This is a genomic window from Gordonia polyisoprenivorans (genome assembly GCF_017654315.1).
In the GTDB taxonomy this organism is placed as follows: domain Bacteria; phylum Actinomycetota; class Actinomycetes; order Mycobacteriales; family Mycobacteriaceae; genus Gordonia; species Gordonia polyisoprenivorans_A.
In genome coordinates this window covers 3,418,004-3,432,697 of sequence record NZ_CP072203.1, presented here as the reverse complement: position 1 = coordinate 3,432,697, position 14,694 = coordinate 3,418,004, and the positions used below count along the sequence as shown (strand labels likewise).

The window sequence follows — 14,694 nt, the reverse complement described above, 5'->3', positions numbered from 1 at the left end:
CCGTGCCTCCGCTCGTGCTCATGTCCATCCCGCCGTCACATCGTGAGGGGTCTCGGCCGGTCCGGCCACCGAATCGCCGGTGACCTGTGGCGTGTCGGCGGCCAGCGCGTCGTGCACCACCCGGGCGGTCCCCGGGCCGATGCCCGGGACCGCGGCGATGTCGTCGACGGTGGCCTCCCGCAACTTGGCGACGGAGCCGAAGTGGGTGACCAGCGCGGTGCGCCGGGAGCGTCCGAGCCCGGGAACGCCGTCGAGTACCGACTCGGTCATGCGTTTGCTGCGTTTGCTGCGGTGGAAGGTGATCGCGAAACGGTGCGCCTCGTCGCGCACCCGCTGCAGCAGGAACAGCGCCTCGCTGGAGCGGGGCAGGATCACCGGTTCGTCATCACCGGGCACCCAGATCTCCTCGAGTCGCTTGGCCAGACCGATCACCGCCACGTCGGTGACGCCGAGCTCGTCGAGAACGGTCGCCGCGGCATGCACCTGCGGCGCACCACCGTCGACGACGAACAGATTCGGCGGATAGGCGAATCGTCGCGTCTTCTTGGAGTCGGGGTCGGCGGCCACCTGCGCCGCCACCTGGGCGGCGACGCCGTCGGCCTGATCGGCACGATGGCGCAGGAAACGTCGGCGGGTCACCTCGGCGATCGAGCCGACGTCGTCGGAGCGGCCGTCGCCGGCCGCCTCGCGGATCGAATAGTGCCGATAATCGGACTTGCGGGGCAAGCCGTCCTCGAAGACGACGAGCGAGGCCACCACGTCGGTGCCCTGCACGTGCGAGATGTCGACGCACTCTATCCGCAGCGGGGCCTGGTCGAGTCCGAGGCCCTCCTGCAACTCGGTCAGCGCCGCCGACCGCGTCGTCAGGTCACCGGCACGGCGTAACTTGTGCTGCGTCAACGCTTCTCCGGCGTTGCGGGCGACCGTCTCGAACAACGCCTTCTTGTCGCCGCGCTGCGGGACCCGCAGACTGACGCGGCTGCCGCGCAGATCGGACAGGAACTCGGTCAGTTCCTCGTGCTCGGCGGGAAGCGCGGGGACGAGGACCTCACGCGGCACCGACTCACCGCGTTCGCGGTCCTCGCCGACCTCGACGGTCGCGTCGAGATCGGCCTGGGCGCCGTAGAACTGTGTGAGGAACTGCCCGACCTGCTCGCCGATGTCGTCGTCGTCGGATTTCTCCACGACCCACCCGCGCTCACCGCGCACCCGTCCGTCACGGACGTGGAAGATCTGCACCGACACCTCGAGTTCGTCGCCGACCATCGCGATGACATCGGCGTCGGTGCCGTCGCCGAGGACCACCGCCTGCTTCTCCAACGCGCGCCGCATCGCCCCCACGTCGTCACGCAGACGCGCCGCCCGTTCGAAGTCGAGTGCTTCTGCGGCCGAGGCCATCTCACGCTCGAGACGCTTGATCATCTGGTCGGTACGGCCGGCCAGGAAGTCACAGAAATCGTTGACGATCTCGCGGTGTTCGATGGCGCTGACCCGGCCGATGCACGGCGCCGAACACTTGTCGATGTAGCCGAGTAGACACGGCCGGTCGATCTGCCCGTGCCGCTTGAACACCCCGGCCGAGCAGGTACGGGCCGGGAACACCCGGGTCAGCAGGTCGACGGTCTCCCGGATGGCCCACGCGTGCGAATACGGACCGAAATAGCGCACGCCACGACGCCGCGGCCCGCGATAGACGAACAGCCGCGGATACTCCTCGTTGAGGGTGACCGCCAGCATCGGGTAACTCTTGTCATCGCGATAACGGACGTTGAACCGGGGATCGAACTCCTTGATCCAGTTGTATTCCAGCTGCAGCGCCTCGACCTCGGTGCCGACGACCGTCCACTCCACCGACGCCGCGGTGGTCACCATCTGACGAGTACGCGGATGCAGCGAGGCGATGTCGGCGAAGTACGACGTCAGACGCGAGCGCAGGTTCTTGGCCTTGCCCACATAGATGACGCGGCCGTGGGAATCACGGAACTTGTAGACCCCCGGATCGGTGGGGATCGTCCCGGGCGGGGGACGGTAGGTACTCGGGTCGGCCACGTGTTCCAGGCTAGTCGGCGCGGCCGACGGATCGGGATGCGTACCGGCCGGCGAGCAGACTCGCCGACGGCCGTGGCGAACCGTCGTCGACGGTCCCCGGCCCCGCGAGCTCGGCATCGATGGCTCGCCCCGCCGCGGCGAGCACCGAGACGGTGTCGGTGAGCTCACACGTCCATCCGGTGTCGGCGAAGCGCCCGGCGATGCCCGGATCCTCGTGCCAGAGCGCGGCCACCTGCGCGAAGGGGCCATCGGTACTCGCGCGACGGGTGGAGCGGACCGTGACGCCGACCCGTGATCCGGGTGCCGACGCCGCCCCGATGGTGTCGATCACCCGCCGCGCGATCTCCGGTTCCAGATAGACCAGGAGTCCTTCGGCGAGCCAGCATGTCGGCTCGTCGGTGCGCAGACCGGCCTCGATCAGGGTGGGCAACCAGTCGGTGATCAGATCCGCCTGTACGACCCGGCGTCCGGTGGTGGCGAGCAACCCGTGCTCGGCGACGAGAGCTTCCTTGACCTCGACCACCGGCGGGCGGTCCAGCTCGTAGACCACCGCCGCGGGCCCCAGGTCCAGTCGGAAGGCCCGCGCGTCGAGTCCGGACCCCAGGATGACGAACTGCTCGATCCCGTCGCGCGCGGCCGATCCGAACAGGTCGTCGAGGAACAGGGTGCGGGCGACGATCCAGTGGTACATGCCGCGACGTTCGCGGCCCGCGGCGTCGGTGACCGGCGGCATCGGCCGCAGGGTGCCGTCGGGATCGATGACGGCGGATTCGAACAATGCAACGGCCAACGGGTCGGTGAACAGCGCATCACGACGCAGCGACTCGTAGGCGCGGACATAGGCCACCCCGAGTGCGGTCTGCCCCATGGCGTCGAGATCGATCATCGCGCGTCCCCCACTCAGCCGCGACGGTAGAGCTGCTCGATCTCCCGGTAGCGTTCCATCGCCTCGATCGCGCGGGCACCGTCACCGGCCTGGATCGCCAGCACCGGGACGTGCTCGTCGGCGGGAAGCTCGAGCTGACCGCCGAAACCCTTGTCCGGGTAGTTCAGTCCACGTACCTGATCCCAGTCGAAGAGCCGCTCGGTGGCCAGATTGCGCACCGACACCCCCCGCGCGCCGACCCGCAGGCGGGGCCGGGCGAGCAACATGATGGCGCACGCCTCGACGAGGCCGATACAGATGAGCGCGGCCTGATCGGACCACCCGATGTTGTCCGGACCGGTGTTGGAGATGGTCAGCAGCAGACCGAAGGTGACGTGGATGACCACCACCACCGTCGCGGCGACGATGCCGATCAGCCGAAGGCGCCGCGACCGGTACTCCATGTCCCACTCGGACGTCGACGCATCGGACACCGCGGACTCCGGTCGCGCCTCGCTCACGACGCCGCGGCCGTCGTCACCGACCCGGGATAGGCCTCGCCGCGACTCAGCGCGCGCAGGGTCAGGGCCGAGGCCAGCGCCGCCGTCGTGGCCTGAGCGCCCTTGTCCTCCTTGGACTCCGGCAATCCGGCCCGATCCAGGGCCTGCTCCTCGGTGAACGTGGTGAGCACCCCGTTTCCCACCGGGGTCGACTCGTCCAGCGACACCCGGGTCAGGCCCGCGGTGACCGCGTCACAGACGTAGTCGAAGTGCGGGGTCTCCCCCTTGATGACCACGCCGAGCGCGACCACCGCATCGTGGGTACGCGCCAACGCCTGCACGATCACCGGCAGTTCGATGGCGCCGGCCACCTGAACGATGGTCGGATCGTCGACCCCGTGCTCGGCCGCGGCCCGCACCGCACCGTCGAGCAGTGCCCGACAGATCGTCGCGTGCCACTGCGACGAGACGATCGCCAGGCGCAGTTTGCCCGCATCCCCCAACTCGAGGGTGGGTTCACCGTGTCCGCTCATAGAGGTCCTCCGCTCTCACAGATCCGCAGCTCGTGCCGGTGAGCTGCTCATGCCGGTCCGCTGTCTCCGGCCGCCGAATCCAGTGTGCCGTGCGGATCCCAGTTGTCCGGACCGTCCCAGTTCTCCAGACCGTCGAGGTCGTGACCCATCCGGTCACGCTTGGTCCGTAGATACCGCAGATTCTCCTTGTTCGCCCGCACCGGCATCGGCACGCGCTCCACGATATGCAACCCGTACCCGTCGAGTCCCACCCGCTTGGCCGGATTGTTGGTGAGCAGGCGCATCGAGGTGACCCCGAGGTCGACGAGGATCTGGGCGCCCAGACCGTAGTCGCGGGAATCGGCGGGCAGACCGAGCTGCAGATTCGCATCGACGGTGTCCGACCCCGCGTCCTGCAACTGGTAGGCCTGCAACTTGTGCAGCAGACCGATGCCGCGCCCCTCGTGGCCGCGCATGTAGAGCACCACACCGCGTCCCTCGGCGGCGACCATCTCCATCGCGGCATCGAGCTGCGGACCGCAATCGCAGCGCAACGAACCGAAGACGTCGCCGGTGAGGCATTCGGAATGCACCCGCACCAGCACATCACTGCCGCTGCCGTCGGCTCCGGCGAGATCACCCATCACCAGTGCCACGTGCTCGACGTCGTCGTGGATGCTGGTGTATCCGACGGCGCGGAAATCCCCGTGCCGGGTGGGGATGCGGGCATCGGCGACGCGGACCACATGCTTCTCGTGACGGCGTCGCCACGCGATCAGGTCGGCGATCGAGATCAACGCGAGATCGTGCTCGTCGGCGAAGATGCGCAGCTCGTCGGTCTGGGCCATCGACCCGACGTCCTTCTGCGACACCACCTCACAGATCACGCCCGCCGGCGCGAGACCGGCCAGCCGGGCGAGATCCACGGCCGCCTCGGTGTGCCCGGGCCGGCGCAGCACGCCACCCTCCTTGGCGCGCAACGGAACCACATGGCCCGGACGGGTGAAATCCCCGGCGGTGCTCGCCGGGTCGGCGAGCAACCGCATCGTCGTCGCCCGATCCGAGGCGCTGATCCCGGTGCCGATGCCCTCCCGCGCGTCGACGGTGACCGTGTAGGCGGTGCCGTGCTTGTCCTGGTTCATCGAATACATCGGCGGGAGTCCCAGCCGATCACAGTCGTCACCGGCCAGCGGCACACACAGGTATCCCGAGGTGTAGCGCACCATGAACGCCACGAGCTCGGGGGTGGCCTTTTCCGCGGCGAAGATCAGATCGCCCTCGTTCTCGCGATCCTCGTCGTCGACCACCACGACGGCCCGGCCGGCCGCGATGTCGGCGATCGCCCGCTCGACGGTATCCAGATGCACTGCCGCACTTGCCGATTCATTCACGGTCTCGTCGCTGACGGTCTCGCTCATCACTTCACCTCTGCTGTGCCGGACGTCGCGCCGGACGTTTTCGGGGTTCGGGTCGTCTCGGCGCGGGTCGCCTGGAGTCGTTCGACGTATTTGGCGAGGACGTCGATCTCGAGATTGACCACCGCGCCGACCGACGCCGACCCCAGGTTGGTCTCCTGCAAAGTGGTGGGGATCAACGAGATCTCGAACCAGTCGCCGTCGCTCCCGGCGCCGATGTCACCCGGCCCGCTCGCTTCGCTCCCGGCGCCGATATCACCCGGCCCGCTCGCTTCGCTCCCGGCGCCGATCGCCGAGACGGTCAGCGAGACACCGTCAACGGTGATCGAGCCCTTCTCCACGAGATAGCGACTCAGACGCGGATCGACGCCGATGCGTACGACCGTCCAATTCTGGGAGGGGGTGATCGCCACGACGGTGCCGGTGCCGTCCACGTGCCCCTGCACGATGTGACCGCCGAACCGGCCGTCGGCGCGCATGGCGCGTTCGAGGTTGACCGAGCTGCCCGGTCCGAGTCGATCAAGCGAACTGCGGCGGAGGGTTTCGGCCATCACATCCACCGTGAACTGCTGGTCGTCGAACTCGACGACCGTCAGACACACGCCGTTGACCGCGATCGAATCGCCGAAGCCGGCGTCGGAGGTGACCCGTGGGCCACGAATGGTGAGTCGGGCCGCGTCGGCGAGATCATCTCGCCCGACGATGGTGCCCAGCTCCTCGACGATGCCTGTGAACACCTTCTACCTCCTGTCGAGCTCGCTCGGAGCAGACAGGACGGTGTAGGGCCGTCTTGTTCTCTCGCATCCGGACTATGACCGTCGGCTCCGGATTCACACCGGAATCTGCTGTCCCCGTCCGGGTGGACGGGCGCTCGCGGGCTCGGTGTCGCCTGTGCCACACCATCACCGCCGGTGGGGAGTTTCACCCCGCCCCGAGAACGTACGTATCGACGCTAGCACGAGGTCGCGGACCCAACCAGTACGGCGGTCCACTTACGCGGGGAGGCGAGTCCCATTGCCGCCCGGCGGCGAGCGCCGCTGCGCTAGGATTCACCACACCCGAGTCCGATTCTCGGACCCGGTAGAAGGCGAAAGGCGACGCCAGCATGGCCGACAAGTCGACGCGGACGTCCGCCGGACCCGCAGCCAGAACACCCGGCGACATGGTCCTCGGACTCCTGAAACGCTTTTGGCTCCCGCTGATCCTGGTGATCGTCGCGATCATCTTCATCGCCCAGAACACCCAGCACGTGCAGGTGCGCTTCCTGATGTTCTCCATCAGCTCGTGGCAGTGGCTGATCCTCACCATCGTCGCGCTCGGCGGCCTGCTCGCGGGCTGGATTCTGGGCCGCAACGGCGCCCGCAAGCTCTCACGGCAGTAACCGGTCGGACACACTCCGGATCAGGACGTCGTCACCGAGTTGTTCGACGCCGGCCAGATGTAGTTCGGTCGCGTCGGCGAGCGTGATCGTCGCGGTCCGTTCGACCGCCGACGGCCCGGCGCCCAGGATCTTCGGCGCCACATAGCTGTCGACCTCGTCGACCAAGTCCGCGTCGAGGAACGCTCCGATGATCCCCGGACCGCCCTCCACCAGCACCCATGTCGCCTCGTGCAGCGCCGCGAGCACCTCGACCGGATCATGGGTGCGGACATGCCGGAAACCGCCCACCGTGCTGTCACGAATCCGGGCATCGTCGGGAATCTCGCGCTCTCCCATGGCAACCCGGATGGGTTGGTGTGCGTGCAGCGTGCCGTCGGGCAGCCGCGCGGTCAGCGCGGGGTCGTCGGCGACGACGGTCCCGGTGCCGACGATGATCGCGTCGAGTTCGGCGCGCTGCCGATGCGCCCGGGCACGCGCCTGCGGCCCGGTGATCCACTGGCTCGTGCCGTCCGGTGCGGCGGTGCGGCCGTCGAGGGTGGACGCGACCTTCGCGGTGACCAGCGGACGTCCGAACCGTTGGCGAAACAGCCAGCCGCGCAACGGCCCCGACCGCGCGTCGAGGGCACCGACGCCGGCGATCACCTCGATCCCCGCCGCGCGCAGCCGCTCCGCGCCACCCGCCGCGGTCGGATTGGGATCCCCGACAGCGTAGACCACCCGGGCCACACCCGCCTCGATCAGCGCCTGTGCGCACGGACCGGTGCGTCCGGTGTGATTGCACGGCTCGAGGGTGACCACCGCGGTCGCGCCTCGCGCCGCATCCCCGGCGCGGCGCAGCGCCTCGATCTCGGCGTGCGCACCGCCCGGCGGCTGGGTGTGACCGCGCGCGATCTCGGTACCGTCCGGCATCAGCAACACGGCGCCGACCGCCGGATTCGGCGAGACCCCACCGAGTGCCGCCCGCGACTCGGCGACGGCCTCACGCATCGCGGCGATCAGGACCGCCTCGTCGGGGATCATGGACGTCAGTGTGCGTGAGCCCGTGCGGCCGTTGCCTTCTCACGCAACGCCGCGACGGCGGCACCGGCGTCGGCGGGACCGTAGACCGCGGACCCGGCGACGAAGCAATCGACGCCGGCCTCGGCGGCCTCCGCGATCGTCCCGTCGTGGATGCCCCCGTCGATCTCCACGAGCAGCCGCAACTCACCGGCGTCGACGATCGTGCGGATCTCGCGCACCTTGTCGAGTACCTCGGGCATGAACTTCTGGCCGCCGAAACCCGGTTCGACGCTCATCACGAGCAGGGTGTCGAAGTCACGCAGGATCTCCAGGTACGGCTCGAGCGGGGTGCCCGGCTTGAGGGCGAGGCCGGCTTTTCCGCCCGCGGCCCGGATGTCCTTGGCGACGGCGATCGGGTCGTCGGTCGCCTCGGCGTGGAAGGTGACGTTGTAGGCACCGGCCTCGGCGTACGGCGGGGCCCAGCGACCGGGATCGTCGATCATCAGGTGACAGTCGAGCGGGATGTCGGTGGCCTTGAGCAGGCTCTCCACGACCGGCAGCCCGAGGGTGAGATTGGGGACGAAGTGGGCGTCCATCACGTCCACGTGCAACCAGTCGGCGCGCGAGGGTCCCGGTCCGGAGACCGCGTCGGCCTCGGCGGCGAGGTTGGCGAAGTCGGCCGAGAGGATCGACGGGGCGATCATCGGGGCAATCGGGGAACTCATGGCAGACAACTTACGCGGCCGACCGGCACCGACGAAGTCGGGTTTGGCGCCGGTCGATCACCGCCGGTGCGACACTCGACACCATGGACGGTGAGGTCTCGAGCAACGGCATCGGCGGGTTCCCGGGCGTAGACATCGGTGGAGCCGCCGAGGCCCTGTGGCGGCGCGAACCGATCTTCCACCGCTGGGAGCGCGGCTTCTCCCGCGCCGAATTCGACCGGATGACCGATGTGGACTTCTCGGAGGTCGGTGCCTCGGGCAGCCGCTACGACCGCGAGTACGTGTGGTCGGTACTCCTCCGACGTCATGCCACCGCCTCCTCCACCACAGCCTCCACCGACCGCGAAGAGACTTAGCGCGTCGAGGATTTCGCGGTGCGCAGCATCGCCCCCGACACCCATCTGGTCACCTACACGCTGCACCAGGACGATCGGGTGTCGCGCCGGGCGACCATCTGGCGCCACGAGGGTGGGCACGACGACAGTGAGCGCGACGACGGTGAGCACGACGACGGTGGGCACTGGGTGGCGCTGTATCACCAGGGCACCCTGGTGCCGGACCGGTGACTCCCCCGATCGGTCACGACCCCGGATCGGTCACACCACGGTGAGGATGCGTGGTCCGTCGTCGGTGATCGCCACGGTGTGTTCGGTGTGGGCTCCGACGCGTCCGTCGGCCAGACGCAGGGTCCATCCGTCGGGGTCGACGACGAGTTCGTCGGTACCCAGACCCCACCACGGTTCGAGGGCGAGCACCATCCCCGCCTTGAGTCGCATGCCGCGGCCGGCGCGCCCGGTGTTGGCGATGTGCGGATCCTCGTGCATGGTTCGTCCCAGGCCGTGTCCGCCGAAGTCGGTGTTCACGCGGTAGCCGTCGGCGTGCGCGACCGCGCCGATGGCAGCGGAGATGTCACCGAGACGGCCCTTCGGCACCGCTTTCTCGATTCCCGCGGCCAGCGCACGGCGCGTCGAATCGATGAGCGCGCTCACCTCGTCGTCGGCGGTGCCGACCTGGGTGGTCACCGCCGCATCGGCGACCCATCCGTCGATCGACACCGCGAGGTCCATGGTCAACACGTCCCCGTCGGTGAGGACGCGGTCGTGTGGAAGACCATGGAGCACAGCGTCATTCACCGACAGGCAGATCACGTTGCGGAAGGGGCCACGACCGAACGAGGGCGCGTAGTCCCAGTAGCACGACCGGGCACCCCGCGCGTCGAGCATCGTACGGGCGTGCGCCTCGAGGTCGAGCAGGTTCACGCCGGGCCGGGCCCGCCCGCCGAGCTCGTGCAGAACTTCGGCGACGAAGCGGCTGGTGACCGCGATCTTGTCGATCTCGGCCGGGGACTTCAGTTCGATCATTGCACTCCACTTCGGGTCACATCAGGGGGAACCGCACCGGTATTTTTATACCAATCGAGGCTATCATGGTTCGGTACAGTAATACCGGCTAGGATGGCTGCCATGGTGCGCGTTCCATTGACCCCCGAACAAGTCGCGGCCGGCCGCCGGCTCGGCGCTCTGCTCCGCGGCGCCCGCGCCGGACGCGACCCGGAAACGATTGCGCGAGATGCGGGTATCTCCCCGGAAACACTGCGCAAGATCGAGGTGGGCCGGATCGCCACTCCCAGCTTCGGCACCGTGGTGGCCATCTGCGACGCACTCGGGCTGCCGGTCACCGACGCCGTCGAGGTGTGGCGGTCGGCGACGGCCGAGGACGTCGCCGTCTGATCTGTCCCGCCTGCTCCTCGGTCCGCGCGTCTCAGTCGCGTGTCAGCGCGGCGAGGAACATCGCGTCGGTGCCATGGATGTGTGGCCACAGCTGCACGTGCGGACCCTCGCCGAGCTCGATGGCGCCGACGAGCGGCCGCGCATCGAGTTGGCGTGCGGCCGTGACCGATTCGAGCACCCCCGACACCAGGTCGGTGGTCTCCGCCGGATGCGGGGAACACGTGGAGTACAGCACCACCCCGCCGGGACGAACCAGCCGCAGCGCCTCGATCAGCAATTCTCGTTGCAGCGCAACGAGTTCGGGAACGTCGGTCGGCTGCCTGCGCCACCGCGCCTCGGGTCGGCGGCGCAACGATCCCAGGCCGGTACACGGGGCGTCGAGCAGAATCCGGTCGAAGCCGGGCGCGAGTCCGGTGTGGGCGGTGACATCGCGCGCATCGGCCACGTGGACGTCGACCGGGAGATCGCGCACCACACCACGGATGAGGTCGGCGCGATGCTCGCTGACCTCGATGGCGTCGAGGTGCGCGTTGTCGATGTCGGCGAGCGCGCCGATCAGGGCGGCCTTGCCGCCGGGCCCGGCACACATGTCGAGCCACCGACCGCCGTCGGTGCCGATGTCGGCCACGGTCACCGCCCGCGCCACCAACTGGCTGCCCTCGTCCTGTACGCCGGCGTAGCCCTGCCGGATCGCCTCCACGTCACCGGGATCGCCGCCGGGCAGGTAGACGCAATACGGCGAGTATCTGCCGATCTCTCCCCCGCTGGTCAGCGCGAGTTCCTCGGCCGTGATGAAACCCGGCCGCGCGACGAGGTGCACCGGCGGCCGCTCGTCGTCGGCGGCGAGCGCGGCCTGCAATTGTCCGAACGACCCGCCGAGGGCGTCGTAGAATACCTCCGCGATCCACCGGGGATGCGCATACCGGAAGGCCAGGTGACCGATCAGGTCGTCGGCCATGGACGGGGCGAGCTGGTCGACCCACAGCTCCTCGTCGCGCTGGGAGACCTTGCGCAGCACCGCGTTCACGAATCCGGCGGGGCCGATGCCGGCTTCGGAACGGACCAGGTCCACCGAGGTGTCGACGGCCGCGTGGGCACCGACCCGGGTGCGCAGCAGCTGGTAGGTGCCCAGCCGGAGCACGTCGAGCAGCTTGCCGTCGATCTCGTCGACCGGGCGGTTCGCGGCGGCGGCGATGACCGCGTCGAGGATGCCCTGCGCGCGTGCGGAACCGTAGGTCAGTTCGGTGGCCAGTGCGGCGTCACGACCGCTGATGTGGCGCTCCCGCAACATCTTCGGCAGCACCAGGTTGGCGTAGGCGTCGCGCTCACGGACCGCACGCAACACGTCGCGGGCGGTCTCGCGGACCGGATCGACCGCCTTGTCCCGCACCTTCGGGTCGTTGCGGGAGCCGCGTCCCGGACCGGAACGATGGTTGCCCCGGTCGGTCCCGCCGCGGCTGGATCCGTTGCGGTCTCCGCGTGGTCTGCTCATCCGAGCACGCTCCCCTCGTCGAGGCGGGCGCCCCGCGCCCAGTCGGTTGCGGGCATCGGTTTCTTGCCGGGTGCCTGCACCGGGCCCAGACGGACCGGGGTGGTGCCCGTCCCGACGAACACGACTTTCTTCGTCACGTATACCTCACCCGGCGCCAAGTTCCCGGGTGCAGCCGAATCCGCGATCGTGACCGGCCCGAGTTTGAGCCGAAGGTCACCGTGGGTGGTCCAGGCGCCCGGCGCCGGGGTGTGCGCGCGGATACGGCGATCGACGATGTGCGCGGGCAGTTCCCACCGCACCCGGGCGTCGTCGACCTCGACCTTCGGGGCATGGCTGACGCCGTCGGCCGGCTGCGGAACCGGGGTCAGCGCACCCGCCTCGATGCCCGACAACGTGTCGACGAGCAGACCCGCGCCGGCGTCGGCGAGACGGTCGAGGAGTTCACCGCTGGTGTCGGTGTCGCGGATGGCCTCGGTCAGCACCCCGTAGACCGGGCCGGTGTCGAGGCCCTTCTCGAGCCGGAACGTGCTGGCTCCGGTGGTGGCATCACCGGCGGCGATCGCCGCCTGGACCGGCGCCGCTCCCCGCCATGCGGGCAGCACCGAGAAATGCAGGTTGATCCAGCCGTGGGTGGGCAGCTCGAGCAGGGGCGGCGGCACGAGCCCGCCGTAGGCCACGACCGCCCCGGCGTCGGGCGCCCAGCCCTGCAGCGTCTCGGCGACCTCGGGTTCACCGAGACGTCGTGGGGTGATGACCGGGATGCCGTGGGTGTCGGCGAGTTCGGCGACTGGCGCCCGGTGCACCTTGCGGCCGCGTCCCGAGACCGCATCCGGACGGGAGATGACTCCGACGACGTCGTGCTCGGAACCCTCGATGAGCCGTCGCAGCGACGGCACCGCGACCTCCGGTGTTCCTGCGAACACGATTCTCACGCCGGTTTCCTCCACTCGCTCGACCATCTCGACCCACGCACGACGTGCGCGGCGTTCATCCGATCGTAGGCGGATCGATCTGGACCCGGATCGGTCCGGTCTCGCGTTGCGCGTTGCGCCGGATGTGCGCGGCGCGCAGGGCCTCGGCCAGCCGGCGACCTTCGCGGCGGTCGGTGCGGATCAGCACCCGTTCGATCTCGTCGGGAGCGCCGTGCCCGCCCGGCCGGTCCCAGTCGGCGCTGCCCGCGGGCGGACGGACACCGTCGGGCAGCGGGACCGGGCCCAAGGTGTCGGCGCCGTCGGGCAACTCGATCTGGTCGACGAAACCGGTGACCAGCTCGGCCGGACCGTCGATCGAGGCCATCGTGACCGCGGGCGGGAAGCCGAGCTCGACGCGACGCCCGAGTTCGGTCTCGGCGAAACCGACCGGGTCCCAACGGATCAGGGCTTGTACCGGATGCAGCGTCGAGTCGGCGACGATGACCATCGTCCCGCCCTGTCGCCGGGCCCGGACCAGCGCGCCGACGGCCATCCACCGGCGCACGGCATCTTCTTCGGCGCGCAGATCGGCGCGGTCGAGCTGAGCCCAGGTGTCGAGGATGACCGCTGCCCCGTAACCGCCCGGCGCCACCGGCTCGGCCCCCGGTGTGGCCACCACCACGCGCGGGCCCGGCTCCACCTCGTCGACGACGCCGGTCCCTCCGCTGGTGACGACCGGCACGCCGGCGAAGGCCCGGCCGAGTTCTTCCGCGGTCCGTCGGGCGCCGACGGTGAGGGCGCGCACACGGGTGCCGCCGCACTCCGGGCATCGGAAGTTGGTCTCGGGACGCCCACACCACCGGCAGGACAACGATCCGTGGGCGTCCATCTGCAACGGTCCGTGGCATGCCCGGCAGCGGGCGTGTTCGCGGCAGCGGGCACAGGCCAGCGACGGGATGTAGCCGCGCCGCGGGACACTGAACAGCACCGGTGCGTCGGCGGCCAGCGCGCGCCGCGCGGCATCGAAGGCGACCGCCGGGATACGTGCGGTGTGCGCCAACGGATCCCGCGCGACGCGGACGTCCTCGTCGTTGATGGCCTCGATCGCCGCGCCGCGTTCGCGGATGACGGCGCGGTCGGCGACGAGATCGTGCGCCCAGCCCGACGCGACGAGCGCCTGTGCCTCGGCGGTGCGCGCGTAGCCGCCGATCACCAGCCCGGCCTGCTCGTGATGGGCGCGCAGCACCGCGACCTCCCGGGGATGCGGATATGGTGCGCGCGGTTCGTTGAGGCTGTCGTCACCGTCGTCCCAGACCACGATCAGCCCGAGATCGTGCACCGGCGCGAAGATCGCGCTGCGCGTACCGAGGACGACGTCGGCTCCTCCGCGCCGTACCGCCAGCCACCGCCGGTAGCGGGCGGTCGGCCCCAGACCGGCGGCGAGGGTGACGCAGCGATCGCCCAACAGCGGCTCGCAGGCCGCCGAGAGGCGATCGAGGTCGCGTTGGTCGGGAACGACGATGACCACGCCACGACCGGCGGCGGCGGTCAGCGCGGCGAGATCGGCGAGCCGATGCGGCCAGCTCTCTCCCGGGGTGGCCTGCCATACCGCGCGCGGATTCGACGACGCCAACGACTCCAGGAACGCCGCGCCGGTGCGATAGGCCTGCCAGGCGCTGCGGTCGGGCGCGACCACCTCCGTACTCGGCGTCGGGGTCGGTTGCGCCTCGGTGCGGGCGTGGCGTGGGGGCACGGCCAGACGCAGGACATCGGACATCGTGCCCGCGTACCGGTCGGCGACGGCGCGACACACGTGGGCGATCTCGGCGGAGAGCACCGGCTCCGCGGACACGATCCGTTCGATCCAGCCCAGGCGGCCCTCATGATCGGATCCGTCGATCCGCTCCAACAGGAACCCGTCGACGAGCCGCCCGGCGAAGCGGACCCGCACCCGCACACCCGGTACCGCGTCGCCGTCCTGCTCGGTGTCGATCAGATAGTCGAAGGGCCGGTCGAGGTGGGCGAGCCCCAGCATCGGCAGGACACGGGCGATGGGTGCGGTGTGTGCACGCTCACGGGCCCCGGCGCGCTCACCACCGGCCGCCAATGCGGGGA

16 protein-coding genes and 1 riboswitch are annotated in these 14,694 nt (G+C 69.8%); of the genes, 4 read left to right on the top strand and 12 right to left on the bottom strand.

The features are described 5' to 3' along the window. Positions 1 to 18: 18 nt before the first annotated feature. Genes uvrC through J6U32_RS15515 form a run of 6 tightly spaced genes read right to left on the bottom strand, consistent with a single transcriptional unit; the run spans position 19 to position 6,078 of the window. Positions 19 to 2,049, bottom strand: a complete 2,031-nt coding sequence (uvrC, locus tag J6U32_RS15540; RefSeq protein WP_208791124.1) for an excinuclease ABC subunit UvrC — start codon at positions 2,047 to 2,049, stop codon at positions 19 to 21. Positions 2,050 to 2,059: 10 nt separating this feature from the next. Next, complete coding sequence (locus J6U32_RS15535; protein WP_208791123.1) at positions 2,060 to 2,935, bottom strand: SAM-dependent methyltransferase; 876 nt, start codon at positions 2,933 to 2,935, stop codon at positions 2,060 to 2,062. A gap of 14 nt (positions 2,936 to 2,949) precedes the next feature. Further along, a complete protein-coding gene (locus J6U32_RS15530; protein WP_208791122.1) occupies positions 2,950 to 3,435 on the bottom strand; it encodes a PH domain-containing protein in 486 nt (161 codons plus the stop codon). After that, positions 3,432 to 3,947 carry a 6,7-dimethyl-8-ribityllumazine synthase gene (gene ribH, locus J6U32_RS15525; protein ID WP_006370284.1) on the bottom strand — a complete coding sequence of 172 codons (516 nt, stop codon included), beginning with the start codon at positions 3,945 to 3,947 and terminating at the stop codon, positions 3,432 to 3,434. The genes J6U32_RS15530 and ribH overlap by 4 nt, the downstream gene beginning before the upstream one ends. A gap of 47 nt (positions 3,948 to 3,994) precedes the next feature. Further along, complete coding sequence (locus tag J6U32_RS15520) at positions 3,995 to 5,344, bottom strand: bifunctional 3,4-dihydroxy-2-butanone-4-phosphate synthase/GTP cyclohydrolase II (RefSeq protein WP_208791121.1); 1,350 nt, start codon at positions 5,342 to 5,344, stop codon at positions 3,995 to 3,997. Further along, complete coding sequence (locus tag J6U32_RS15515; protein ID WP_208791120.1) at positions 5,344 to 6,078, bottom strand: riboflavin synthase; 735 nt, start codon at positions 6,076 to 6,078, stop codon at positions 5,344 to 5,346. Before J6U32_RS15515 ends, J6U32_RS15520 begins: the two co-directional genes overlap by 1 nt. Positions 6,079 to 6,129: 51 nt before the next feature. Then, positions 6,130 to 6,284, bottom strand: a riboswitch (FMN riboswitch). Between the two features lie 162 nt (positions 6,285 to 6,446). On the opposite strand from J6U32_RS15515, the gene J6U32_RS15510 reads away from it, so the two are divergent. Next, entirely contained in the window at positions 6,447 to 6,722 is a 276-nt protein-coding gene (locus J6U32_RS15510; RefSeq protein WP_208791119.1) for a lipopolysaccharide assembly protein LapA domain-containing protein, read from the top strand. Here the strand turns inward: J6U32_RS15510 and ribD are convergent. Both ribD and rpe read right to left on the bottom strand, forming a co-directional pair. Next, positions 6,711 to 7,742 carry a bifunctional diaminohydroxyphosphoribosylaminopyrimidine deaminase/5-amino-6-(5-phosphoribosylamino)uracil reductase RibD gene (ribD, locus tag J6U32_RS15505; RefSeq protein WP_208791118.1) on the bottom strand — a complete coding sequence of 344 codons (1,032 nt, stop codon included), beginning with the start codon at positions 7,740 to 7,742 and terminating at the stop codon, positions 6,711 to 6,713. The genes J6U32_RS15510 and ribD overlap by 12 nt on opposite strands. A gap of 5 nt (positions 7,743 to 7,747) precedes the next feature. Then, positions 7,748 to 8,446, bottom strand: coding sequence for a ribulose-phosphate 3-epimerase (gene rpe, locus J6U32_RS15500; protein ID WP_208791117.1), 699 nt, complete (start codon positions 8,444 to 8,446; stop codon positions 7,748 to 7,750). 83 nt (positions 8,447 to 8,529) lie between these two features. Between rpe and J6U32_RS27435 the strand changes: the two genes are divergently transcribed. Continuing rightward, entirely contained in the window at positions 8,530 to 8,802 is a 273-nt protein-coding gene (locus J6U32_RS27435) for a hypothetical protein (protein WP_244332008.1), read from the top strand. A gap of 18 nt (positions 8,803 to 8,820) precedes the next feature. Next, the gene (locus J6U32_RS27430; protein ID WP_244332006.1) at positions 8,821 to 9,012 is read left to right on the top strand and encodes a hypothetical protein; all 192 of its coding nucleotides are present in this window, start codon (positions 8,821 to 8,823) and stop codon (positions 9,010 to 9,012) included. A 30-nt stretch (positions 9,013 to 9,042) separates the two neighbouring features. On the opposite strand, the gene map is transcribed toward J6U32_RS27430, so the two are convergent. Further along, on the bottom strand, positions 9,043 to 9,807 hold the full coding sequence (map, locus tag J6U32_RS15490) for a type I methionyl aminopeptidase (protein ID WP_208791116.1): 765 nt from the start codon (positions 9,805 to 9,807) through the stop codon (positions 9,043 to 9,045). A gap of 102 nt (positions 9,808 to 9,909) precedes the next feature. On the opposite strand from map, the gene J6U32_RS15485 reads away from it, so the two are divergent. Beyond that, entirely contained in the window at positions 9,910 to 10,176 is a 267-nt protein-coding gene (locus J6U32_RS15485; RefSeq protein WP_208791115.1) for a helix-turn-helix transcriptional regulator, read from the top strand. Between the two features lie 31 nt (positions 10,177 to 10,207). Here the strand turns inward: J6U32_RS15485 and J6U32_RS15480 are convergent, their stop codons facing one another. Genes J6U32_RS15480 through J6U32_RS15470 form a run of 3 tightly spaced genes read right to left on the bottom strand, consistent with a single transcriptional unit; the run spans position 10,208 to position 14,686 of the window. Continuing rightward, positions 10,208 to 11,668: an RsmB/NOP family class I SAM-dependent RNA methyltransferase gene (locus J6U32_RS15480; RefSeq protein WP_244332004.1), complete on the bottom strand. Its 1,461-nt coding sequence runs from the start codon at positions 11,666 to 11,668 to the stop codon at positions 10,208 to 10,210. Next, positions 11,665 to 12,600, bottom strand: a complete 936-nt coding sequence (gene fmt / locus J6U32_RS15475) for a methionyl-tRNA formyltransferase (protein ID WP_208791114.1) — start codon at positions 12,598 to 12,600, stop codon at positions 11,665 to 11,667. The genes J6U32_RS15480 and fmt overlap by 4 nt, the downstream gene beginning before the upstream one ends. 55 nt (positions 12,601 to 12,655) lie before the next feature. Next, positions 12,656 to 14,686 carry a primosomal protein N' gene (locus tag J6U32_RS15470; RefSeq protein ID WP_425324138.1) on the bottom strand — a complete coding sequence of 677 codons (2,031 nt, stop codon included), beginning with the start codon at positions 14,684 to 14,686 and terminating at the stop codon, positions 12,656 to 12,658. Positions 14,687 to 14,694: the final 8 nt, after the last annotated feature.

Excerpts from the sequence above, each read along its gene's own strand:
- J6U32_RS27435 (WP_244332008.1), top strand. The coding sequence starts at position 8,530 with ATGGACGGTGAGGTCTCGAGCAACGGCATCGGCGGGTTCCCGGGCGTA.
- rpe (WP_208791117.1), bottom strand. The coding sequence starts at position 8,446 with ATGAGTTCCCCGATTGCCCCGATGATCGCCCCGTCGATCCTCTCGGCC.
- J6U32_RS15510 (WP_208791119.1), top strand. The coding sequence starts at position 6,447 with ATGGCCGACAAGTCGACGCGGACGTCCGCCGGACCCGCAGCCAGAACA.
- J6U32_RS15520 (WP_208791121.1), bottom strand. The coding sequence starts at position 5,344 with ATGAGCGAGACCGTCAGCGACGAGACCGTGAATGAATCGGCAAGTGCG.
- J6U32_RS15535 (WP_208791123.1), bottom strand. The coding sequence starts at position 2,935 with ATGATCGATCTCGACGCCATGGGGCAGACCGCACTCGGGGTGGCCTAT.
- ribH (WP_006370284.1), bottom strand. The coding sequence starts at position 3,947 with ATGAGCGGACACGGTGAACCCACCCTCGAGTTGGGGGATGCGGGCAAA.
- J6U32_RS15480 (WP_244332004.1), bottom strand. The coding sequence starts at position 11,668 with ATGAGCAGACCACGCGGAGACCGCAACGGATCCAGCCGCGGCGGGACC.
- ribD (WP_208791118.1), bottom strand. The coding sequence starts at position 7,742 with ATGATCCCCGACGAGGCGGTCCTGATCGCCGCGATGCGTGAGGCCGTC.
- map (WP_208791116.1), bottom strand. The coding sequence starts at position 9,807 with ATGATCGAACTGAAGTCCCCGGCCGAGATCGACAAGATCGCGGTCACC.
- J6U32_RS15485 (WP_208791115.1), top strand. The coding sequence starts at position 9,910 with ATGGTGCGCGTTCCATTGACCCCCGAACAAGTCGCGGCCGGCCGCCGG.